Annotated in this window: 17 protein-coding genes and 4 pseudogenes; 14 read left to right on the plus strand and 7 right to left on the minus strand. The window is 59.5% G+C overall.

What is annotated here, in order from left to right; all coding sequences use genetic code 11:
* The first annotated feature begins 630 nt into the window (after positions 1-630).
* Entirely contained in the window at positions 631-3,084 is a 2,454-nt protein-coding gene (locus OH764_RS19305) for a glycogen/starch/alpha-glucan phosphorylase (protein ID WP_498850371.1), read from the plus strand.
* A gap of 102 nt (positions 3,085-3,186) precedes the next feature.
* Here the strand turns inward: OH764_RS19305 and OH764_RS19310 are convergent, their stop codons facing one another.
* Both OH764_RS19310 and OH764_RS19315 read right to left on the minus strand, forming a co-directional pair.
* On the minus strand, positions 3,187-4,278 hold the full coding sequence (locus OH764_RS19310) for a hypothetical protein (protein WP_498850372.1): 1,092 nt from the start codon (positions 4,276-4,278) through the stop codon (positions 3,187-3,189).
* A gap of 394 nt (positions 4,279-4,672) precedes the next feature.
* Entirely contained in the window at positions 4,673-5,059 is a 387-nt protein-coding gene (locus OH764_RS19315) for a DUF6232 family protein (RefSeq protein ID WP_498850373.1), read from the minus strand.
* A 929-nt stretch (positions 5,060-5,988) separates the two neighbouring features.
* On the opposite strand from OH764_RS19315, the gene OH764_RS19320 reads away from it, so the two are divergent.
* The 4 genes and pseudogenes from OH764_RS19320 to OH764_RS19335 all read left to right on the plus strand — a co-directional run.
* A complete protein-coding gene (locus tag OH764_RS19320) occupies positions 5,989-7,287 on the plus strand; it encodes an ATP-grasp domain-containing protein (protein ID WP_498850374.1) in 1,299 nt (432 codons plus the stop codon).
* Between the two features lie 10 nt (positions 7,288-7,297).
* The gene (locus OH764_RS19325) at positions 7,298-9,997 is read left to right on the plus strand and encodes a CoA-binding protein (RefSeq protein ID WP_498850375.1); all 2,700 of its coding nucleotides are present in this window, start codon (positions 7,298-7,300) and stop codon (positions 9,995-9,997) included.
* A 140-nt stretch (positions 9,998-10,137) separates the two neighbouring features.
* Positions 10,138-11,436, plus strand: coding sequence for an MFS transporter (locus OH764_RS19330; RefSeq protein WP_498850376.1), 1,299 nt, complete (start codon positions 10,138-10,140; stop codon positions 11,434-11,436).
* A gap of 20 nt (positions 11,437-11,456) precedes the next feature.
* Positions 11,457-11,653 (plus strand): annotated as a pseudogene (locus OH764_RS19335) (substrate-binding domain-containing protein); the annotation flags it as partial.
* An 8-nt stretch (positions 11,654-11,661) separates the two neighbouring features.
* Here the strand turns inward: OH764_RS19335 and OH764_RS19340 are convergent.
* Both OH764_RS19340 and OH764_RS19345 read right to left on the minus strand, forming a co-directional pair.
* Positions 11,662-12,591, minus strand: coding sequence for a LysR family transcriptional regulator (locus OH764_RS19340; RefSeq protein WP_498850377.1), 930 nt, complete (start codon positions 12,589-12,591; stop codon positions 11,662-11,664).
* 220 nt (positions 12,592-12,811) lie between these two features.
* Positions 12,812-13,038: pseudogene (locus OH764_RS19345) on the minus strand (NAD(P)/FAD-dependent oxidoreductase); the annotation flags it as partial.
* Between OH764_RS19345 and OH764_RS19350 the strand changes: the two are divergent.
* From OH764_RS19350 to OH764_RS19375, 6 genes and pseudogenes are all read left to right on the plus strand, one after another.
* Entirely contained in the window at positions 12,964-13,146 is a 183-nt protein-coding gene (locus OH764_RS19350; RefSeq protein ID WP_498850378.1) for a hypothetical protein, read from the plus strand. The pseudogene OH764_RS19345 and the gene OH764_RS19350 overlap by 75 nt on opposite strands.
* A gap of 251 nt (positions 13,147-13,397) precedes the next feature.
* Positions 13,398-14,417, plus strand: a complete 1,020-nt coding sequence (locus tag OH764_RS19355) for a glycosyltransferase family protein (protein ID WP_498850379.1) — start codon at positions 13,398-13,400, stop codon at positions 14,415-14,417.
* A gap of 313 nt (positions 14,418-14,730) precedes the next feature.
* Entirely contained in the window at positions 14,731-15,537 is an 807-nt protein-coding gene (locus OH764_RS19360) for a class I SAM-dependent methyltransferase (RefSeq protein ID WP_498850380.1), read from the plus strand.
* A 458-nt stretch (positions 15,538-15,995) separates the two neighbouring features.
* Positions 15,996-16,190, plus strand: coding sequence for a hypothetical protein (locus OH764_RS19365; RefSeq protein ID WP_498850381.1), 195 nt, complete (start codon positions 15,996-15,998; stop codon positions 16,188-16,190).
* A 34-nt stretch (positions 16,191-16,224) separates the two neighbouring features.
* Positions 16,225-16,273: pseudogene (locus OH764_RS19370) on the plus strand (four-helix bundle copper-binding protein); the annotation flags it as partial.
* 15 nt (positions 16,274-16,288) lie between these two features.
* Complete coding sequence (locus OH764_RS19375) at positions 16,289-16,375, plus strand: four-helix bundle copper-binding protein (protein WP_498851243.1); 87 nt, start codon at positions 16,289-16,291, stop codon at positions 16,373-16,375.
* A gap of 793 nt (positions 16,376-17,168) precedes the next feature.
* Here OH764_RS19375 and OH764_RS19380 read toward each other — a convergent pair.
* Both OH764_RS19380 and OH764_RS19385 read right to left on the minus strand, forming a co-directional pair.
* Positions 17,169-17,474, minus strand: a complete 306-nt coding sequence (locus OH764_RS19380) for a hypothetical protein (RefSeq protein WP_498850382.1) — start codon at positions 17,472-17,474, stop codon at positions 17,169-17,171.
* 344 nt (positions 17,475-17,818) lie between these two features.
* Positions 17,819-18,412 carry a TetR/AcrR family transcriptional regulator gene (locus OH764_RS19385; protein ID WP_498850383.1) on the minus strand — a complete coding sequence of 198 codons (594 nt, stop codon included), beginning with the start codon at positions 18,410-18,412 and terminating at the stop codon, positions 17,819-17,821.
* A 157-nt stretch (positions 18,413-18,569) separates the two neighbouring features.
* On the opposite strand from OH764_RS19385, the gene OH764_RS19390 reads away from it, so the two are divergent.
* The 3 genes and pseudogenes from OH764_RS19390 to OH764_RS19400 all read left to right on the plus strand — a co-directional run bounded on the left by OH764_RS19390 (position 18,570) and on the right by OH764_RS19400 (position 20,840).
* A complete protein-coding gene (locus OH764_RS19390; protein ID WP_498850384.1) occupies positions 18,570-19,322 on the plus strand; it encodes an SDR family NAD(P)-dependent oxidoreductase in 753 nt (250 codons plus the stop codon).
* 197 nt (positions 19,323-19,519) lie between these two features.
* A pseudogene (locus OH764_RS19395) lies at positions 19,520-19,654 on the plus strand (nuclear transport factor 2 family protein); the annotation flags it as partial.
* 232 nt (positions 19,655-19,886) lie between these two features.
* Positions 19,887-20,840: an IS5 family transposase gene (locus tag OH764_RS19400; RefSeq protein WP_498847679.1), complete on the plus strand. Its 954-nt coding sequence runs from the start codon at positions 19,887-19,889 to the stop codon at positions 20,838-20,840.
* Between the two features lie 467 nt (positions 20,841-21,307).
* On the opposite strand, the gene OH764_RS19405 is transcribed toward OH764_RS19400, so the two are convergent.
* Positions 21,308-21,919: a PDDEXK family nuclease gene (locus tag OH764_RS19405; RefSeq protein ID WP_498850385.1), complete on the minus strand. Its 612-nt coding sequence runs from the start codon at positions 21,917-21,919 to the stop codon at positions 21,308-21,310.
* Between the last annotated feature and the right edge of the window lie 431 nt (positions 21,920-22,350).

Raw genomic sequence — 22,350 nt, forward strand, 5'->3', positions numbered from 1 at the left:
AAGGCGCGGGCTTGTTGGGCGAACGCCCAAGGCCGCCGCGCGGCGAATGTAGCGATTGTTACAGAGGCCGGGAAATCCTGCAGCGCAAGCACGAACTGTAAGGTGTATGAAAAACGAATGTGTGTGCAACTAACTGTCAGCCCCGCGGGGCGCCTTCGAGTTGACGCGCGCCGTCGCCGGTTGCGAACGGCACCGCTCGCCGTCACACGCTTGATACGCTTGTCGTCAGCATCAGCCAGATGAAGCTTGAACTGAAGCGCTTGTTCGGCCGTCCGGACGTTACGAGCGGAAAAAATAATTGTTTCTGTCACGTGATTTGCGTCGCATCCTGTCACGCTTGCGGCGAACGCCTTCACACTTTGGCATCACTGCTTTGATCAACCGGATGCACGCGTGCAGTGCCCGTTCACGCGCGCCTTGCACCGTGCGCGTGCGCAAAAGTGGCCGGCTCTGTACGTGGCCGCCCGGACACGCGGGCATGGCATGTGCGTGACCAGCACCCGCGCTCGCCGACATCCGGGAGTCGTAAAATGTCCTACTCTGATTCTTAACCCGCCTGACCGGCACGCGCCTCCCGTCCGTCATCTGTGCGGTTCGCGCATGTCGCAGCGTTTTTTCCCGGAGGCTTCGATGACAGCCGTCGATCTGGAATTCGACCAGCTCAACAGTACCGTCGACGCGCTACGGCGCTCAATTTCCAATCGCATGATGTACGGCGTCGGCAAGGACGCCGTCACCGCGCATCCGCATGACTGGCTGCACGCCGCGGCGCTCGCCGTGCGCGACCGGCTCGTCGCCCGCTGGATGAAAACCACCCGCCTGCAATACGAGCAGGACGTGAAGCGCGTCTACTACCTGTCGATGGAGTTCCTGATCGGCCGGACCTTTACCAACGCGTTGCTCGCGCTGGGCATTCACGATCAGATGAAGGAGGCGTTAGCGAGCCTCGGCGTCGACATGGACGCGCTCATCGACATAGAGCCCGACGCCGCGCTCGGCAATGGCGGTCTCGGCCGGCTCGCCGCATGTTTTCTCGATTCGATGGCGACGCTCGGCATTCCCGGCTTCGGCTACGGCATCCGTTATGAATACGGCATGTTCCGACAGGAGATCGTCAACGGCGAGCAGGTCGAGGCGCCCGACTACTGGTTGCGCGCGGGTAATCCGTGGGAGTTTCCGCGGCCCGAGATCAAGTACACCGTGCATTTCGGCGGCCGCACCGTTCAGCGCGGCGATCAGGTCGAATGGATCGATACCGAGCATGTGAACGCAACCGCATACGACACGGTGATTCCCGGCTACGCGACCGACGCGACCAACACGCTGAGGCTGTGGTCCGCGCGTGCCACCGACGAACTGGACCTCGGCGCGTTCAACCGCGGCGACTACCGCAATGCGGTGGACACGAAGAACATGTCGGAGAACGTGTCGCGCCTTCTTTATCCGGACGACTCGACGCCGGCCGGTCGCGAGCTGCGGCTGCGTCAGGAGTACTTCTTCGTCTCAGCGACCATGCAGGATCTGATTCGCCGCTATCAGCGCACGCACAGCACGTTCGGGCGCTTCTCCGAAAAGGTCGCGGTGCATCTGAACGATACGCACCCCGTGCTGGCGATTCCCGAGCTCATGCGTCTGCTCGTGGACGTGCATCACCTGCCGTGGGACAAGGCGTGGAAACACGTCACGCAGATTTTCTCGTACACGAACCACACGCTGATGCCCGAAGCGCTCGAAACGTGGGACGTCGAGATGCTGTCGAGGCTGCTGCCGCGGCATCTCGAGATCATCTTCGAGATCAATGCCGGCTTTCTGAAGCATGTGAGCGAGCATTCGGGCCATGACGCCGAAATGATCCGCCGTATTTCTCTCGTCGACGAATACGGTCAGCGGCGTGTGCGCATGGCGTATCTGGCGATTGTCGCGAGCCACAAGGTGAACGGCGTGTCGAAGCTGCATTCGCAGCTCATGACGCGCGACATCTTCGCCGACTTCGCGCGCATTTATCCGGACCGCTTTACGAATGTGACTAACGGCATTACGCCGCGGCGCTGGCTGTCGCAGGCGAGCCCGTCGCTGTCGTCGCTGATCGATCAGCGGATCGGCACGCATTGGCGCAGCAATCTGTTCGAGCTCGAGCAGCTACGCGAGCTACGCAGCGATAGCGGCTTTGTCGAAGCATTCCGTGAAGCGAAGCGGCAGAACAAATTGCGCCTCGTGCAGCGGCTCGCACATCACACGAAGCTGCATTTCGATCCCGACGCGCTGTTCGATCTGCAGGTGAAGCGCATTCACGAATACAAGCGGCAGCTGTTGAACGTGCTGCATGTGATCGTGCGCTATAACCAGATTCGCGCGAATCCGGAGCACGATTGGGTTCCGCGTGTCGTGATGTTCGCCGGCAAGGCGGCATCCGCTTACCGGATGGCGAAGACGATCATCAAACTGATTGGCGACGTGAGTCAGAAGGTCAATCACGATCCGCTGATCGGCGACCGCCTCAAAGTGGTGTTCGTGCCCAACTACGGCGTGAGCGTGGCGGAACTGATCATTCCTGCGGCCGATCTCTCCGAACAGATTTCGATGGCAGGCACCGAAGCGTCGGGCACCGGCAATATGAAGCTCGCGCTCAACGGTGCGCTGACGATTGGCACGATGGACGGCGCGAACATCGAAATCTGCGACGCCGTGGGCCGCGAGAACATCTTCATCTTCGGTCACACGGCGGACGAAGTGGACGACCTGCGCGCAAGCGGCTACCGGCCGCGGCAAGTGTACGAGGAGAACGCAGAACTGCGCATGGCCCTCGACCAGATCCGCAGCGGCTATTTCTCGCCGGACGATCCGCTGCGCTTCTCGGATATTTTCCACACGCTGGTGGACTGGGGCGATCACTACATGGTGCTTGCCGATTTCGCCGCGTTTGCGAAGGCGCAGAGTGAAGTGGACGCGCGTTTCGTCGACAAGCGCGCGTGGACCGAGAGCGCGATCGAGAACGTGGCGGGCATGGGGCAGTTTTCGTCGGATCGAACGATCAGCGAATACGCGCGCGAGATCTGGCGCGTCGCTCCGCTCAATCTGGGCTGAGCGTTCGCGTTGCTCCGCTGCGGATGGCGTGGCTACTCAGCGGCGAGAAAAAAGGCCGCGCGTCTGTTGAACGACGCGCGGCCTTTTCTTGTTGAAGCTATGTTACGGCGTGAGGTTTTCGACCGCCCGATTCGCGTAGAGACCCAACTGGGCGCGCGGAAAATCGAACAGCACGTCGATATTCTGCATGCCCATCAGACCGATCACGATGCGGTTCTCGCCGGGCTGCGCCTTGACGATGGTCACTTGCGCGTCTTGGTAGCGGTGCACCCAGTTGCCCGAGCCGACAGCTGTGTTGTAGTTGCCCTGTATCAGCACTTTGCCCACGCTGTCGTCGCCGGTCCAGTTCGGCGCGGTATCCGTTTCAATGCGGATCATGCCGGTGGTGGCCGTGGCGAACACGAGCGGCGCGCAAAACGTCATCTTGTCGCCGACATTGATGCAGCCTCGCGGCCATTGCATCGTGCCGTCGTTCGATACGGTCATCGGCACGATCGTGTAGTCCTTCGTGATTGCGCTCGACGGGCTCAATAGCAAATACGGCTTCGCGAAGTTCGAGTGCACGAGATACCGCTCGCCAATGTGGCCGGCTAATGCGCGCAGCGGCTGTGTGCAGCAGGCGTCGCCCGGTTGCGCGGCGCCCACGCCGAAAAGCCCGGAGAAGGCCCAGCCGAATTCGCCGCTGTAGCCGTCCATCGCAACGCAATGCCTCGAGGTGGTCTGGCAACTGACGGTGTCGACCGCTTGCGCGCCGATCTGTACGGCCTTCGATCCGGCGACGCTCAGCGGCAACTTCACGGCCGCGCCGGAAACCTGCGCGCCGTTCGCGAGCAGCAGCGTGCTCGTCGGCGCTGCGCTCGCATAGTCGGAACCCGGCAGCACCGATTTCAATACACGAACCCCTTGCGTGCCCGTATCGAGCGCGACGTAGACGGGTTTGCCGTCCAGTTCGACTGGCAGGCCGAGACGCGCGTGATCCTGGTCGGCGCGTTCCACATGGAGAGGAATCAGCACGCCGTCTTTGCCGCCGTTGATCAGCGAGACCGCCGGAGCCGGCGGCGTGGGCGTCGGGAAAGTGACCGAGCAGCCGCTGAACGTTGACACCGCGCAGGCGGAGACCAGCGCGGCAGCGGTGAAACGGGAAAGTTGACGGTGCAAGTGCCGGCAGGCGGCATCGACAATAGGCAGGGACATGAGGCACGCTCGCAAAAGCGCGGTCCCTGGCGAAGGCGATGCATACGACCCTTTTACGGAAAGAGATGCACCGGCAAGGCGCCAGCAAAACGCACCAGCAAAGCCACCGGCTCTTACTGGTTGCTAGCAGTGCGAGCAGACTGCCCCGATGCCGCGGCACATGCAGCTCGTGCGGCAACGCGAGGCCCTGCGCCAGGGAACGCGCGATAACAGAAGCGGCGACTCTACCTGCGCACCGGTGCGCACTTGCAAAGATGTGTGAAGGCCTGGACCGTGGCGCGACGCGCGGCACTGGGGTCTCTTTGCGTCGATGGATATACCGCGCTGTGAGCACTGCCGGCGGCGGTTGCTTGAGCCCGCGGGCGCGGGCCCCGCTTTGACTTGCTCAGGCTTTCTACGCTGCAGAAGCGGCTGTGCTTTTAGCTTCGTTCACGGCCGCGCCGACGCGCTCGACGAACTCTCGATCGACGCTCGAAAGCGCCTCGCGTTCGCCATTGGCCGTTTGCACCATCAGACGATACGTGATGTCCTGCGTCACCCAGGTTAGCCAGCCGACAACCACCAGCATCACGCCACATACGATGCCCACCGGCGCGTGCAATACGCCGCCAACAATCCCGCCGACGAGCCCCAGCAGCGAGATGGTGACCGGCAATACCTTGTTCTTCTCCACGGTGACGACCTTCACGCTGACGATGTCGCGCAGCGGAAAGACCTGGCCAGCGGATGAGAGCGCGTTGCGCGTGACAGACACGCCGCGATCGTTGAATGGGTTTTCCATCGAGATTGAATGCAAGCTGTTGCAAAGGGCGCAGGGTACCAGACTTCAAATTCCTAAAGTTACGGATTCTTTCATTGGCTCCCAGGCCCGTGGAGCGAGGAGGCACGATATTGGTGACTAAAAAAAACAGTTACGGGTTTTTCTGACTAAATAATGGCGGAGGGTTTCAAGGGCAGATTGCGGCAGCGAGCCTAGCGTACCGCTAAATTCTGGCGCTCAGCTCGAAGCCGACGTCGAAGAATTTTTTCAACCTAGCAGGTTGTTGTTTGCAGTAGGTTTCCATTGTACGGCTGTCAACCTCGTCGGCGTGACGCCTACGTTAACATCAGGCAGGTCGTCGGCCATTGCCGACGTTGGAGCGATCCGGGTTCTACGTCAGCAACGTGGCGGACTGCTGACGGTGGCGGCATCGAACAACCCGATGACAGCTTCCCGCGTCAGCGAAGTCACACTCCCGACCCTGAACGGACGACCGACGGCGAATATTGATTGTCCCTTACTCGTCCGTAACGGACCGTCGACAGAAGTACCTAAAGCTTGGACCGCTCACATGTCTGCCTCGACGGGTTGCAGAAAAGAATGCGGGGCAACGACACATTTCAATCCACTGCATTGATAACAAGCGAACATCAATGCTTTGAAAAAATTCACTTATCGCGTCAATTTATTTGCGTGAGTATCTGTACTCAAGATTCCAGCCAAATTGGCACGCAAAAAAACGCATCGGAGACAAGCCATGCACGACGCAAGACGCGTTCGACGCGGCTAACGATTGCCACTCGGGGCCGCCAGGTCTCGTGGCCCAGCCTCCACGCATACCAGACATCGCAACCCGAGCGCCAATGGCGCGGCGGCCGCTTTGTCACGTCCGGCGCTCGTTCGAACACCCGTTTCTCATTCATCGCAATGCCCTTCAGGAGACAATCTTCATGCAAATCACCGGTATGTTGCACGGCGCGCGCCTGCTGCAATTCGTCGGATTCCCGGCGAGTGAAATCCTCGGCCCGAGCGCCAGCGAGGAAGAGATCAAGACCTTGATCGATCGCCATCGCCAGATTTTCATCAAGCCCGTCTTCAAGGGCGGAGTCGGAAAGAAGGGCAAAGCGGGCTTGCTCGGCCGCGCCACCGATCTCAAGACGGCGCTGAGCGAGAAAGAGCGGTTGTACTTTGCCCAGCATGCCGTCGGCCATTTGAAAGCGAAGGCGAATGGCGTGACGTTCGAAGCCGGCGTGCCGGCCGAGCATGAAGTCTATTTCTCGATCACCGATTCGACCCGCTTTCGTGCACCGACGATGACGCTCTCCCACAAGGGCGGCATGGATATCGAAGAGGTCGATCCGAAACATGTGGCGATGGTGCCTTTTGATGCGTTGACGGGCCTCAAGGCGTTCGTCGTGGCGAACGCGCTGAGCGAGATCGGCGCGCCGAAGGAGATCATCTCGCCGCTCGTGCAGCAGTTGCCGAAACTCTGGGAGCTCTTTCACGACTTCGGCATGACGACGCTGGAGCTTAATCCGATCCGGATGCGCGAGGACAAGAACGGACGGCTGACACCGGTCGCCTGCGACTTCAAATGCGGCTTCGATCGCGACGACCCGCGCTGGACGCGTCTTGGACTGCCGCAACACCTGTTTGCCGCCGACTACTCCGACTTCGAGCAGGAGATCAATCAATTGCGCACGCATCAGGGCCAAAGCGATGTGTACGTGATCAACGACAAGGGAACAATCCTCGCGCCGACGTTCGGCGGCGGTGCCAACTCGCTCGTCACCGAAATGCTCGGCGACGCCGCGATCATTTCGTCGGATTTCGGGGGCAATCCGCCCTACGCGAAGATGAAGGAAGTGGCCCGTATCTGTTTCAAACACTGGCTCAAGCAGTCGAACGTGCTTTTCATCATCGGCGGCAAGTCGAACAACACCGACATCTTCGAGACGCTGCGCGCGATGGCCGATGCCCTTCGTGAACACTTCAGCGAGCATGGACCGACGCCGCTCTACGTGGTGCTGGGTCGCGGCGGCCCAAACCTCGTGCGCGGCATGGCGGCGTTGAGAGACACCTGCGACTCCCTCGGCCTGCCTTACAGACTTTTCGGATTCGACTCCGACATCAGCGAAGTCATCCAGTACGCACGAAAAGCCGATGCGTGGATGCGAGAGGGTGGCCGGGCCAAGATCGCAGCACGGATCGGCGCGACCGCGATGAAAGCCGAAACGGCTCAGGCTTGAGGAGCACGACATGTATAAACAACACAGCAACCCGTTCAAGTACTTCGTCGGCGTAAACTCGCTCGCGCAGATCGCCACGCGCGACGATCGCGTGTGCGTGCTCAATATCCTCGGCGGTGAGTCTTCGGATGTGACACCCGTTAGTCATGCCTTCTCGGGCGGCAATATCGTCTTCGGTACGGCACCGGGGAAGGGCGGGCAAACGCTCTCCACATCGGCCGGCGATATCCCGGTGTTCAACAACGTCCGCGAAGGGCTGGAGGCGGGGCACCGCTTCAACTGCGGCGTGGTGTATCTGCCGCCATCGGCCGCCCGCGACGGCGTCGCCGAACTGATTCGCGTCAATCCCGACCTGAAGAAGATTTTCATCATCACCGAGAAGATCGCCGTGCATGACGCCCGCGAAATCCGCGCGATGGGTCAGCAAGCGGGCATCGACATCTTCGGGGCGAACGGGCTGGGCGTCGCGGACTCGTGGAATCGCGTGAGAATCGGCGGAGCGCTCGGCGGCGACAATCCGGACGATTCGCTGCGCAAAGGTTCAATCGCTATCTTCTCCAACTCCGGTGGATTCAGCACGACGATCGCGCAATATCTGCGCATGAGCGGCTGGGGCACATCGACCGTTATTTCGAGCGGCAAGGACGTCTACATCCACTACGCCGCGCCGGAATTCGCATTCGCACTCGCCAACGATGCGCGCAGCAAGGCCGCCGTGCTCTATTGCGAACCGGGCGGCTACTACGAAGCCGATGCGACCTTTACGAAACCGGTGGTTGCCTGCGTGGTGGGCCGGTGGAAAAGCCGGCTGACGCGCGCGGTCGGTCATGCGGGCGCGATGGCCGGCGGTTCCGATGACGCGCAAGCGAAGGAACGCTGGTTCATGGAGAAGTTCGGCGTCGACCGGCTCTTTAGCCCAGACGATCCATGCTGCTCGGCCAAGGGCGCGGTCGTCACGAACATTGCGCATATCCCGGCGGCGCTGACCGCCGTCATGCGCGCCAACGCGACGATGCCCGACTTCGAGCCCGAAGGCAGCCTCGCGCTCAAGCCGTGGTTTGGCTCCGATCAAGAGATCGAGTTGCCGTCTGATCTTGCGATTCCCGTGGTCCGCGCGGTCGCTCCGTATGACGAGCAAGTCTTGCAGGTCAACAGCCAGATCGGGGCGATTGCACCGCGTCAGACGCTCAAGGACGCATCGGGCGCGTCGCAAATGGACGCGAAAACGCAGGTCAGCAGCCTGCACGGAACCTCGATGCTCGACGCTGCGACGCGCTCGCTCGAAGCGAATGTGAACCTTGCCTTGCTGCACGAATCCGGCGGCGAGAACGACGAGAGGCTGATCAACGTAGCGATCGCGGCTTCGGTCAATCTGCATGGAACGCCGGAACTCGTCGCGGCCCAGGCGGCGCGCGAGGCGGGCAACGCCCCGAACGCGATTCTGGCGGCTGCGGCATCGATCGTCGGGCCGAATCGTCAGCGGGCGGCGCGCGATGCCGCCAAATGGCTGATTGATCGCTTCGCGGCTGCGGGCCTCACTAACGCGCTCGATGAAAGCTTCGACATCGGCCAGATCGACGCCACCGGCTGCGAGCCGCTCTTCGTCGATGCCCGCGATCCGCGCGCCGAAGCGATGCTCGCGGGACTTGCGAAGCGTGAAGCCAGGTCAGTGCTAATCCGCTGGCTGGCGGCGCAGCCGGCGCACCCGACGGCGGATGCCGTGCTCGCCGCGATCACGACCACGTTGGCGTGGGGTCCGCTCATGCGCAAGCGTGTGTCGCGCGTGACCGCAGAGAGCTTGCCTTGGTGGACGATGCTGTTCGGACGTTTGATCGGCGCTTCGGCGGATGCATCTCGTCACGCCCCGGAAGGCTTCTGCGGCTTCACCACCGAATCGCTGCTGAATGAACGCAGCCTCACCGAGGTTTGTTTCGCCGCATTGCTCGATCTCGAACCCGGCCGCGACGATCTGTTCGCCTTCAAGACGCTCGTCGGTCTCCTGCTCACCAACGGTCCAGGAGCCATCTCGGCGCAGGGTGCGAAAGGCGCCGTCTCGGCCGACGGTCCGGAAAGCCCCGAGCGCGTGCAACTCAACAAGGCGCTGGTCGGCTTTCTTTCGCATACCGGCTATACGCATGGCGGCAACGGCTATGAGGGCGTCGCGTTCCTGATCGAAGCGTTCCGGGATAGCGGCCTCGACGATCCGGCCGACCCTGAACATGGCGTGGACCTGCGCGCGCTGGCCGAGCGCTCGGTTGAGCGTTACGCGCAATACAAGGCGCGGCAGAAACGCGCGGGTAGCCTCGACATCGCGAAGCTCCCGGGCGTCAATCATCCGGTGTTCAAAGACAGGCCCGTCAATCACGACCCCCGCGAGGTGTTCATCGCAAACTTGTGCGAGAAGCGCGGGGAATACAACGTGTTCCATGCGTTCTATCGCGAAGTTGTACAGGCGTTGTTCGATGCCGGCGTGTCCCGCAACGTGTACTGTGTCAACATAGATGCGGTGATCGCGGCCCTGCTGCTGAAGATGTTGTGGCAGCCGCTTCAACGTGGTGAATTGACCGAGCGCGATCTGGAAAGCGCCGCGTTCACGATTTTCCTGTATCCCCGCATGCTCGGATGCGCGGCGGAAATCGACGATCACCTGAACCGGGGACGCAACATGGACACCCGCACGCCCGCCTCCCAGTGCCGCTTCGTGGCTTGAAAGCAACCTGGCACTGGTAACCAGCGAACATCATTTGTTCCGCAAATAGCACTTAGCGTTTCCCGCTGTCCGGGCGAGTATTCGACAAACAACAATCCGCCCGAACACCACGAAGTTCAAAGTTTTCAGGAGACACCTGTATGCATCCCTCCTCAAGCAGCTTGCCCCCGGGGCAGACGAAGACGTCCGCCGTATTACGCGTGACAGCGGGCAACTTCCTGGAGCAGTTCGACTTCTTCTTGTTCGGCTTCTACGCAACGCAGATCGCCGCGGTTTTCTTCCCGGCGGCAAGCGAGTTCGCATCGCTGATGATGACCTTCGCCGTCTTCGGCGCGGGCTTCCTGATGCGGCCGCTAGGTGCGATCATCCTCGGTGCCTATATTGATGATGTCGGCCGCCGCAAGGGCCTGATCGTCACCCTGTCGATCATGGCGAGCGGCACCATCCTGATCGCGTTCGTGCCCGGCTACGCGACGATCGGACTGTTCGCGCCGTTGCTGGTTCTGATCGGCCGCCTGCTGCAGGGTTTCTCGGCGGGTGCGGAACTGGGCGGTGTATCGGTCTATCTTGCCGAGATGGCGACGCCCGGACACAAGGGCTTCTTCACGAGCTGGCAGTCGGCGAGCCAGCAAGTGGCGATCGTCATCGCCGCCGCGCTCGGTTTCGCGCTCAATCAGTGGCTCGACACGGCGGCGATCGCTGCGTGGGGATGGCGCGTACCGTTCTTCGTCGGCTGCATGATCGTGCCTTTCATCTTCATTCTTCGGCGCAATCTCGAGGAAACGGAGGAATTCAAACAGCGCCAGCATCGTCCGAGCATGAAGGAAGTGTTTGCAACGCTCGTGCAGAATTGGACTGTCGTGATCGCCGGCGTGCTTCTGGTCGCGATGACCACCACGAGCTTCTATCTGATCACCGTCTACGCGCCGACCTTCGGCAAGACCGTTCTGCATCTGAGCACCGCCGACAGTCTGCTCGTCACGCTGTGCGTGGGCATCTCCAACTTCATCTGGCTGCCGATCGGCGGTGCGCTCTCGGACCGGATCGGACGCCGTCCGCTTCTCCTCGCGATGACGATCCTCGCGATTGCAACCGCGTACCCCGCGCTGTCGCTGCTCGCCCACGCGCCGAGCTTCGTCAACATGCTGCTCGTACTGTTGTGGCTCTCGTTCATGTACGGCATGTACAACGGCGCGATGGTCGTCGCGCTGACCGAGGTGATGCCGGTCGAAGTGCGCGTCGCCGGTTTCTCGCTCGCTTACAGCCTCGCGACGGCGGTTTTCGGCGGCTTTACGCCCGTTATCTCAACCGCGCTCATTCACATGACCGGCGACAAGGCCGCGCCCGGCTACTGGATGAGCTTCGCCGCGGTGTGCGGACTCGGTGCGACACTGGCACTGTATCGGCGCCGTCCCGTTCGGCTGCATGCGGCGTCTTGAAACATCGCATCCTTTCGCACATGAAATCCATCCTTCTGAAATTCTGTACCGCCGAGCTCGTCGGCAGCGCGGCCGTCGCGGCAAATGTACAGGCCGCCGATTTGCATGTGATGAGCTCCGGCGGCTTTACCACGGCGTACAGGCTGCTTGCCCGAAGTTCGCGGCATCGACCGGCAATACGCTCGATGCCGCGATCGGCCCGTCGATGGGCAAGTCACGGCAGTGTCATTTCGGGGTCTTCCTGGCGGCACCGGCCATGCCGCTGCGTTTCGTGTCGAGGATTGTCTGATAGAACTGCTGCGCGGCCGGCGCGAGCGGACGCCTCCTACGCCGGACGATGCCGACTCGCCTCGTCACGACCGGATCGACGAGCGGCACGCTGGTCAGGATCGGATGGTCGCGCATGGGCATCGCCATCGAAGGCACGGCGGCCACGCCGAGTCCCGCTTCGATCAGGCCGAGCATGGTGGTGACATGCCGCGTCTCGCAGACGCTCGGCACCGACGGCGCCACGGTCGTCAACGCCTGATCGAGCAGCAAACGGTTGCCGGAAGTCTTGTCGACGGAAACGTATTCATGTTCGTACAACTCGCTCCATGACACGCGCGTTTTTTTGGCAAGCGGATGATCGCGACGGCACGCTGCGACGAAACGTTCCTGCAGCAGGACCTTGAACTCGACCTCGGTCTCCTGGCTGCCCATGAAGCTCACGCCGAAATCGGCTTCACCGCTGATGACCGCGCCGAGAACTTCGTTCGCGCTCGAGTCGAGGAGCTTGACCCGGATGCGCGGATAGCGGGAGTGATAGGCAGCGACGACGCTCGGCAGGAAATAGTAGGCAACCGACGGCACGCACGCGATGGTCACGTGGCCCAGGCGGCTGGTGGAGACATCGCGGATGCCGAGCAACGCGACATCGAGATCGTCGAGAAGTTGTTCCGCGCTTGGGGCGAACACACGGCCTACGGTCGTGAGCGTGACACTGCGGGTGGTCCGCTCGAAGAGCCGCACGCCGAGCGCTGCTTCGAGCTTCTCGATGCGCCGGCTCAGCGCCGGCTGCGAGATGTTGACCGCATCCGCCGCCTTGCGGAAGCTGCCCAACTCCACGACGGCTCGAAACGCCTGCAAATCGTTGAGGTCGAAGTTGACGCCCACGAGGCATTCTCCGCTACTGGATGCGGCTATTTTGCATGATGCGAGCGGAAGCGCCCATCGAGGACAACACTCGGTAATTCAACTCGCCAGAGATCCCACTGAAGTCGGGAGCCGCAGGCCGGTGTCGTTATGTCAGCGGTCATTCATGGCCGAGAGGTGGATGCCCGGTCACGGCCGGTTGTACTCGCACGACATCTCGCCAGATAGCAGCCGCACCCACGTCAGTGACGACGCTGAAATTGTCGATGGCGCCAGACACGCTCTCGGCCCGGGCATTGACCAGCCTGATCGTTGGATAGCGCGCAAGTTGCTGCCGCGCTCGAGCAGGATGTCCAGTGGCGGCTTGTGATCGTGGCCTAGCAGGCCACGCGAGTGGCCGGCAAAGCGGTTGTGCGGACGGCCGGTGGCAAGAACGGTGACGTTGCGGCGGGCACGGCCGAACTGCAGGACGGCGGCGAGGCCGGCAAAGCTGCCGCCGATGATGATGACGACATTCCGGTGCCCTGCGTCGGATTTCGCCTTTCGCGATTATCAGGCAGTCCTATCCTCAGCTGAATAACGCAAGCTTCAACGTTTTGCGCCTTTATCCATCGATTTTAGGCCTTAATCTCTTCCTTTTGAACCGTTGAACTTAAATACTGGCAATTAGGCCTCTGCGACGACTCCACACACCGCGTCCTACGGTGCACAAGCTTTGCGATCAGGTAAATAGTCACTTACTCGTCGAAGCGAACATCCAACACGTCATGGACACCTAATTATTAGCTGGGCCGGAGGTAGCAATGAACGCTGGCCGGAGCGTATCTATGGCTGAAAATGACCTCTTTTTCTCGATCATCATCGCCAATTACAACTATGGGCATTTCCTTCGACAAGCTGTTGAAAGTGCCTTGACGCAAGATTGGGACCGGCTGGAAATCATCGTTGTGGACGACGGATCGACCGACAACTCGGCCGACGTCATTCATTCGTTTGGTGAAAAAATCACGGCGATTTTCAAAAAGAACGGGGGCCAGCGGGACGCCAACAACGTAGGCTTCGCGAGAAGTACAGGCGACGTCGTCATATTCCTCGATGCTGACGACGTGCTAATGCCCGGTGCGTTGCGCGCCATTGCTTCAGTATGGCGAACCGGCCTGAGCAAGGTACAGGTGCTGATGGAGCGCGTCGACGCGCAGGGCCATCGCATACACAATGCGATTCCAAAGATTCGAAATGTGATCCCGAAGCTCCCGCCTGGACTATCGTCGGAAGCGATCCGCCACTGGGCTTATGAAACGTCCGAATACCCTACGCCGCCCGGCTCGGGAAATGCCTATGCACGCAGTTTTCTGGAAAAAATCTTTCCACTGGATGCGAGCTACGATTCGTTCACGGATTCAACCTGCATCGCCATGGCCCCCTACCTTGGCGACGTAGAAACGATCGCTGCACCCTTGGTGCTCTATCGCATGCACGGCGCTAATGACAGCGCCATGAGCGCGAGCACGAGCAACTTTGGACGAGAGATCGCGCGCGCGCTCAAGCGTCACACCGCCGCATGCAAGGCCTGCGCAATGACTGGCACAGCGGCACCGCCGCTCAGCACACTTTTCTGTGCGCCTCACTTGTTGCAATTGCGCGTTGCATCTTTACGGCTCACACCGCGACAGCATCCCCTGCCCGGTGACAGCAGAATCAGGGCCCTTCGCGACGCCCTTTTAATTCCTTTCCGCGCAAGCTTCGAGCGCCCAACCTTTCGCTGTCTTATCGCCGGTTGGAGCATTGCCACCTTGCTCGCGCCGAAAAACATCGCCAGCACGCTGATTCGCCGACGCTTTCTATAAATTGTTCCGGGTCATCAAATGGCCTCTTATCCTCGCGTAACACATCATGAATGACATGACAGTAATCATCTGCACCCGGACGACCCATTGGCGGTGGGGGCTAAGAGATTCGCATCGGTATCTGCATGCCATTGTGTTGAACTCTTTTTCACGCACGGTCGCCGCATCATGCAGACAAGACACTAGATGCGACTACGTCCGTTTTCGATTTTTCTGAAGGGTGACCTAACTCCTTCAGACAGTGTTCAAATTTTCTAGCACGAAACGTCCGAGGCAAACACGCCCCCCGGCAAAAAACACGCGGAGATTGGTTATGCACGACCTTGTGAAGTCCACCCTGAAGGAGATATTGCCGCCGGGGCTCGTACGTTTGCTGCAGCCAAAAGATCGGTCTCTCGATGCTTGGGGAACCCCTCGGTACGGTCTGCGCGGATTGAAGCTTCCCGGCGGACAGCACTTCAATTTCCGACCGTCAGTGCCGGACCGGGCGGTGTGCGAACAGATTTTTTTTCGACGCGACTACGCAACGGACCATCTTCAACGGGCGCAAGAAATAGTCGACTTTTATGAGATCTGCCCGGATCCGATCATCGTCGACGCAGGAGCCAACATCGGAGCTAGCGCGGTCTGGTTTGCGCTCACGTATCCAAAGGCCAAGATACTAGCTATCGAACCGGACGTATCGAACTTCGAACTTCTCAAGAGCAACTCGATTCCATTCGCATCCATAGCCCCGTTGAATGCCGCCATTGCATCGACCAGTGGCACGCTTTATCTTGACGATCCCGGGGGAGGCGCCTGGGCGTATCGTACGGCTAACCAGCCCACCGAGCACTCGTATCCCGTCGAAGCGATGACGTTGGAACAGGTGATGGCGAAATCGAGCGGAACGCCATTCATCCTGAAGATCGACATCGAAGGTGCAGAAGAGGACCTCTTCTCGCGCCCCTCTGATGACATAAACAGATTCCCGCTGGTGATCATTGAACTGCACGACTGGATGATTCCAAGGAAATCGACCAGTCGGAACTTCTTGAAGTGGCATGTCGAAATGCAACGTGACTTTGTATATTCCGGCGAGAACGTTTTTTCGATTTCCAATGCGATTCGACGGGTGTGAATTGACGCCTTGTGTCACGGGTCATCACTGCGCTTTGCTAACCGGCACGACCATTCGGGCTGGGTTGTAAACCAGCCGGCGATTCGCGTACAAAATTCCCGGAGTTTCGGGCGAAGAAAGGCTGAAATGTTTCCTTGAGTGGCTAACGCATTCGGCACCGAGTGCATGCCGGAAGGCAAACTCATGCCCCACTTGTCGCTCGGCTGCCGGAACCATCATTTGTGCATGATGGCGGCGGCAAACGGCTTCCCGTCGCTACTACGGTAGCGATGATACGGAGGCAGCGATGGTGACCAGTTCGCTCTTGCGGTCCAACCAGCTGGCTGGACGCACGGACATAGCCTCTATCACGTCCTAGCGGGTTGGCGTATGGAGTCACGGCCATCATCCAATCTTTGCGGCTCAAGCCGGTATATGAGGGAATTACGAAGGTCGCGAGCCCTGAGTTCTGGTTCGCTATGCACCTTGCCATGCTCGCGGGATCCAAGACCAGCGATCCCGTTAATTGGTGGCTGATCCGCATAGGTGAAGGAAAAAATGTAGCAGTCGTCGATCCAACGGTCCAACGAATGCATCGATCGTTTCGCGACACAGCCGGGTTAGTAGGTATGTGGTATCCGGCCTGCGGCCTGCGGAAAGCGACGGCCTGTTAGGCGCAATCACCACTCTCGCACCCCGGAGGATCATATGGCACAACAGCAACATCAATCTTGCATAGAGGCCTGCGACGCGTGCGCTGCGGCCTGCGACCATTGCGCAACGGCATGCCTTTCCGAACAGAAAATGCGCGGAAACTTGCAGGAAATGCGCCGAAGACTGTCGGGCTATGAGCCGATAAGCGGCAGGCCGCTCGGTGTGGTTGCCATGCTCCTCCCAATGCTGAGGAAGCGACACGGGCGTACGCGGTGCGTATTGCGTGAATCGCCGCAACTGCATTGCGCCCGTTGACGGCCAGCCGGCGTTCGCAGCATCTGCTCAAAGCCATTCTCCGAATGACCGCTCTGGCACCGCGGAGTGCCTTTGATCTGCAATTGGTCGAGCGGCCGAGCTGGGTCGTAAGGACGCGTTCGTCGATGTGAGCGTCGCCGCTCAAGATCCGGCTCGAGCGAACGGCCGGTTAGCGTCGTGCAGCCGCCGTATCCGTGTCGGTAGCTGAGCGTCTGCAATGGCCGACAACTGCGCGTTGAGCATCTGGCGGGTTTCAGAGTGGACCGGTCGTTCGAACGACCACCGCATGACCCAGGCGAGCGGCAGAAAGTGGCCGACCACTGCCCGATGCGATTGGAGGTTCGTCTACATTGCAGCGTCGTGCACCTCGCGAGCAAGGGCAAGACTTAGCCTGGAGCAAAGCACGGTAATCCAACCACACCACAAGCTCGGCTCGACCCGGCCGCAGAAGAGCAGCCCGCTCGGCTCAGCAGATGCCCAAATATACCGGACGTCGCCTTCGCGTCCGTACCAGTAAGCGCCATTTGGGTCAGCCATCCATCCATCGAGTGTCTCGTAGATGGCTGCGACTCTTCGCCAGTCCTCTGGCGATAGGTTGGTTGGCACATTGAGCGTTATCGATTGTTCCATAAGCATGGGAGTAGACGCTTTCAGCGAATCGACGAGATCTTGGTGGTGCGCGCTCAGCCATCTGCGCTCAATTCGAGCAGCGGATTGAGTATTTGCAGGATGTCTGCAACGCCTACAACTCGCGACCCTTCAGCTACTTCAACACGTCGACCGATCCAAAACGTTTGCGGGTATGCCTCGGGCGTTAAAAGCCAGACATCCGCCTTGCTCCGCTGCCCCGTGCAAACTCCAGTCGCGTCGACGAACTCGTGATGTGCGGATGACCAGTAGTCAGCGCGCACCTTGTAGATCGGGCGATAGCCTGAAAAGACCTCCTTCGACGAACCGTCTGATCGGTGTGCTGTTAGGGAGAGGTTCACAACCAGGTCGGGCGGACGAGGGGGGCGGGACATAAACTGGTTGGCAGTAGCGGGGGTATTGAAACGACGATTGTCATCGATTTAGCTCGTCGCGTCGAATGTCCCCTCCTGGCCGCGTGCTGCCCGATGCGGTCGGCATACTTCGACCGCAATATTCCTCGACCCCCGGCGGGGGCCGTGCGTCGAAGGCCGCATCTTAAGAGCAAAGTGACGACTTTATTTCGCGTCTAGCAAACCCATGCTGAGTATTGCTCGCCACGCTATCGGGGCGATCCGTAGCGCCGAGTTGGCGACTTTATAGGCGCAACGTTGCCCCCCCAGCAATCCTTCCAGGCCGATCCGACTCAGCGCATGGCCTTTTTGACATCTTTCTTTTTGACGTCATTGCCGGGCCGTTTTGTCAGGATTGCGCTCGTAATAAGGTGAACTAGATGATCCGCCCGTGGCGCGAATGAGGGCAGATCAACAAGCCAGCCCAGCGCTGCCATCAGGCCGAACATGTCGTCCCCATTCATATCGGCACGTGCTGTCCCCGCGGCTTGGGCACGCAGCAACAGCCGTGCGCTCGCTGAGTGCACGGCTGCGCATGAAGCGTAAAGCGCGGAGTCCGGGTTGGTATGAGCTGCCGCCATCAGGGCGACAACGCCCCTATAGCTTTGGGCAAATGCGATCCATTCGCGAAACCAGGACACGAGCGCTTCGTCAGGTGAATTCGACGTTTCGAGTTCGCCTGCCTTCTGCGTCAGTTCGTCCAGATTCGTACACAACAACGCTTCAAACAAGGCTTCTCGCGTCGGGAAATGACGTAGCAATGTAGCCAACCCGACGCCGGCCCGGCGGGCGATATCTCGCATCGACGCGTCGACACCGTCCTTGGCTACCACGTCGTGGGCGACCGCAAGTAGATGGCTGTAATTTTTTTGGGCGTCGGCTCGCATGGGGTCCCTTGACAATCGGATCACTGATCCGTATATTTGGATCACTGATCCGGATACTGCGAATCAGGATATGGATCGGTGATCCAAATGATACAGCGCCTTTGTACCAATGGGAACAGCGGCGCTGCCTGACACCCTAAACGAGAGGCGAAAGATCATGAAGAAATTGGAAGGTAAGGTTGCAGTCGTCACAGGCGGAAGCAGCGGGATTGGCTTGGCCACAGCCAGGCGCTTCGTGGAAGAAGGTGCGCACGTTGTGATCACCGGGCGACGGGAGCAAGAACTTCAGAAGGCCGCTGCCACCATCGGGAGAAACGTTACGGCGGTCGCGGGCGACGTGTCGCGCCTGGAAGATCTGGACCGGCTCTTTGCTGTCGTGAAGGAGAAACATGGTCACATCGACATTCTCTTCGCGAACGCGGGCGCAGGGACGGTCGCGCCGCTCGCGTTAGCTAGTGAGGCGCATTTTGACCAGACCTTCGACGTAAACGTAAAGGGAATGTTCTTTACGGTGCAGAAGGCCCTTCCCCTCTTCAAGGACGGTGGCTCGATTATCCTGACCTCCTCGGTCGCAAACGTGAAAGGGCTTCCGGCATTTACTGCTTACGCCGCGAGTAAGGCGGCCGTGCGCAACTTCGCGCGCGGTTGGTCTTTGGAATTGAAAGACCGCAAGATCCGTGTGAATTGTGTGAGCCCCGGAGCAATCGACACCCCGGCCTTGACGACGACGACCGGCCTTACCGCTGAACAGGCTGAGCAAGCGCTCGCGCAGTTCATCGCGCAGATCCCGATGGGCCGCAGGGGCATGCCTGAGGAACTTGCGGCGGCAGTCGCGTTCCTCGCCTCCGATGAAAGTTCTTACATCACGGGTATCGATCTTCCCGTCGATGGGGGCTGGGCGCAGGGCTGATTCTGTTGCGCTCCCGTGGCTGGCCCACAAGCCCCGCCAGTCGTGGGACCACGTTGCTGCAATGCCGGCCGGCCTCTTTCCAGGGTGTTTGACCGACGCGACCGACGACAGGCTGATCGGGGCAACGGATAGTGACAGCGAGTTCTGATTGAGACACTTCGCGCGCGATCCGAACCGAGAGAAATGGAGAATTTCCGATGAGTACCGAGAAGAACGTCCAGACCGTGAAGGACTTCTTCGCCGCGATTGGCCGCGGCGACAGGAAGGGTCTGCTGGCGCTGGCCGCCGAAGACATCGAGTGGATCATTCCGGGCGAGGACTGGCCGTTGGCCGAGTAACGCATATTTGATGCCTCCGAAATAGTAGAACCGCAGAACGAGACGTTTGAGCGTGGTCGGGCTGCACTGTTTCAGGTTGGCGTGCTCTTTGATAAGGTTGGTAAATTTCTGCCGTCCAAGGTTAGACGGTATACGAAATTTGAGTATTAGGGATGGTCTGCAAAAGTCCTGGCGTCGAAGTCTGGTTGTCCTATCCTGGAAGAACGGGAATTAAAGGAGTTCCTCGATGACACAGCTCGGTCTTGGCCTGGATCTTTCAACGAAACGCACGCGCAAGCGGGAATTTCTCGATGAGATGAGGCGCGTTGTGCCATGGTCGAGGTTGATTGCGTTGATCGAACCGCACTATCCGAAGGGTAAGACTGGAAGGCCGCCGTTTCCGGTTGCGACGATGCTGCAGATTCACTTCATGCAGCAGTGGTTTGGGCTTTCGGACCCGGCGATGGAAGAGGCGCTTTATGACGTGCCGCTGTACCGTGAGTTTGCGGGGCTGGACGAAGGTATGACGCGTTTGCCAGACGAAAGCACGATTCTGCGGTTCCGCCACCTTCTCGAAACGCACGGACTGGCCGCGCAGATGCTCGCCCTGGTCAATGAGATCCTGAGTGAAAAAGGCTTGATGTTGAAGGCAGGGTCAGCGGTCGATGCGACCTTGATTAGCGCACCGAGTTCGACAAAGAACGGCTCTGGCAAACGGGACCCGGAGATGCATCAGACGAAGAAAGGGAATCAATGGTACTTCGGGATGAAAGCGCACATCGGCGTGGACGCAGAGTCGGGGCTGGTCCACACCGTCATTGGTACGGCAGCCAACGTGCACGACATCAATGCGGCCGAAGCGTTGTTGCACGGCCAGGAAAAGGATGTGTACGCTGACGCCGGATATCAGGGTATAGAAAAGCGATGTCAGGCGAACCCGGTACGCTGGCATGTCGCGATGCGACCGGGCAAGCGTCGACAACTGGACCTGACCAATCGTCTGGACGCGATATACAACCAGATTGAGCGCCTGAAGGCTGGCGTGCGCGCCAAGGTTGAACATCCGTTTCGCGTGCTCAAGCAGCAGTTTGGTTACACGAAGACCCGCTACCGAGGATTGGTGAAGAACACCGCGCAGATCACGACACTGTTTGCGCTGGGCAACCTCTGGATGGCGCGCAAGGCTTTAAACAAAGCGTGAAACGCCCGGCGCATCAGGCCGTGAATCTCGGCAAACGAAGGTCATCATGCTTCAAAAGCCGCACGATCAACCTGCTGGCAGACTCTGCGGCCGATACGCCCAACGTGAAAAAAGATCGGCGCACATGAAAACATGTTGTGCAGACCTTCCTTAGAGGCTTGATTAATTGCCAAAGATACTCCATTGTCTTCGAAGCATTCGAGTCGTTATCTGGAACAGCAAGTAGCGCAGACGGGAGGCAGAGTCGGCCCCAAGTTGCGTGGGGTTGTTTCATCAAGCCATCTATTTCGACAAGGCTAAATCTGCGGGGACGTCGCGCGGTTCGCGCTTCATTGGGCTCTCCAATCCACATTGCGTACACACATTCATCGAAGACGTGAGTGAGACGCAGAAACTGGGCGTGACCGTCCTTTATCACGCGCAAGACCATTCCGGGTCGCGGATGTGATATAGGACGTGGTTGGAAGTCAGTCATTATTGACACGGCGCAAAACGACGGGGCAGTTTTTCGCGATCCGCCCTGTCAGAGCAATGGGAATGAGGCGACACCACGCGCAATAGCGAAAAAGATCAAGTGCGGTGTCCGGGCGAATTTGGAGACCTTTGCGTGCTAAGTCGACCACTTCGCTGAGAACGAGGTTGTTCTGATAGTGATCCATGAAAAGCTTGGCGAACTTGAAGGCGATCTCGGAATCCGGTGCCACCCTGTGTCGATACCAACCGCGAATGAAGCGCAGTGAATCGAGCACTGTTCTATCTAGCGCTGACGTCCCGACCAAACTCCAGCCGATGCCGTGTTCGTCGCACCACTGTTGCGCGACTTGCTTAAGTCGTTGGTTCCTCACGGTAATCCGAGCGGGGTTCTCTACTAACGCGACGGCTCGAAAAGTGACCCCTTCGGAAGCTGTCTCCGTAATGAGAAAGTCAAGACTGATTGGCTCCGGAAAAATGTCATGCTTGGGATGCGATACGCCAAACTCAGAGCATAGTCGCAGTGTGCTATTGATATCGAGGATCGGCCAAGATTCCCGCACGTCCACAATCTCGGGCACACGTTCCAGAAGGAGCAGGTAGGTCAAAGCCCGTTGGTCAAGCAATTCGTATCGTCGATTTACACGTATGCCGTGCACGCAGGCGGCAGTGCCTTTGATACCCGAGTTTTGAATATTACGCCAAGGTTTGTAGGCTGTGCGCGACCCAACACCCAACCCGCGCCGGATTCGGGAACGTAGATAAACAGGATAGAGGTTTGAGTCTCGTCCCCATTCCATAGTGCTTTGAGAGTAGTTCGAGGGACGTAAAAATCCAAGGATTTGGAGAAAAATCCCGCTACTTTAGGAAACCGACGCCAGACTTCAAAGTTCCAACGGAAATCGGTTCTTGCACTGCCCGGCAGCGGATTGCCAAGCGGGTCGCTGCGGGCAAGTGCCCGATCCTGGCTGCGCACAGAAAAGCGCAGCATAATCGGAGGCACGAGGTGCACGGGCGCATTGAATGCGGGCGCTTTCAC

Origin of the sequence: Burkholderia sp. M6-3 (assembly GCF_050858985.1) — a bacterium.
In the GTDB taxonomy this organism is placed as follows: domain Bacteria; phylum Pseudomonadota; class Gammaproteobacteria; order Burkholderiales; family Burkholderiaceae; genus Paraburkholderia; species Paraburkholderia caledonica.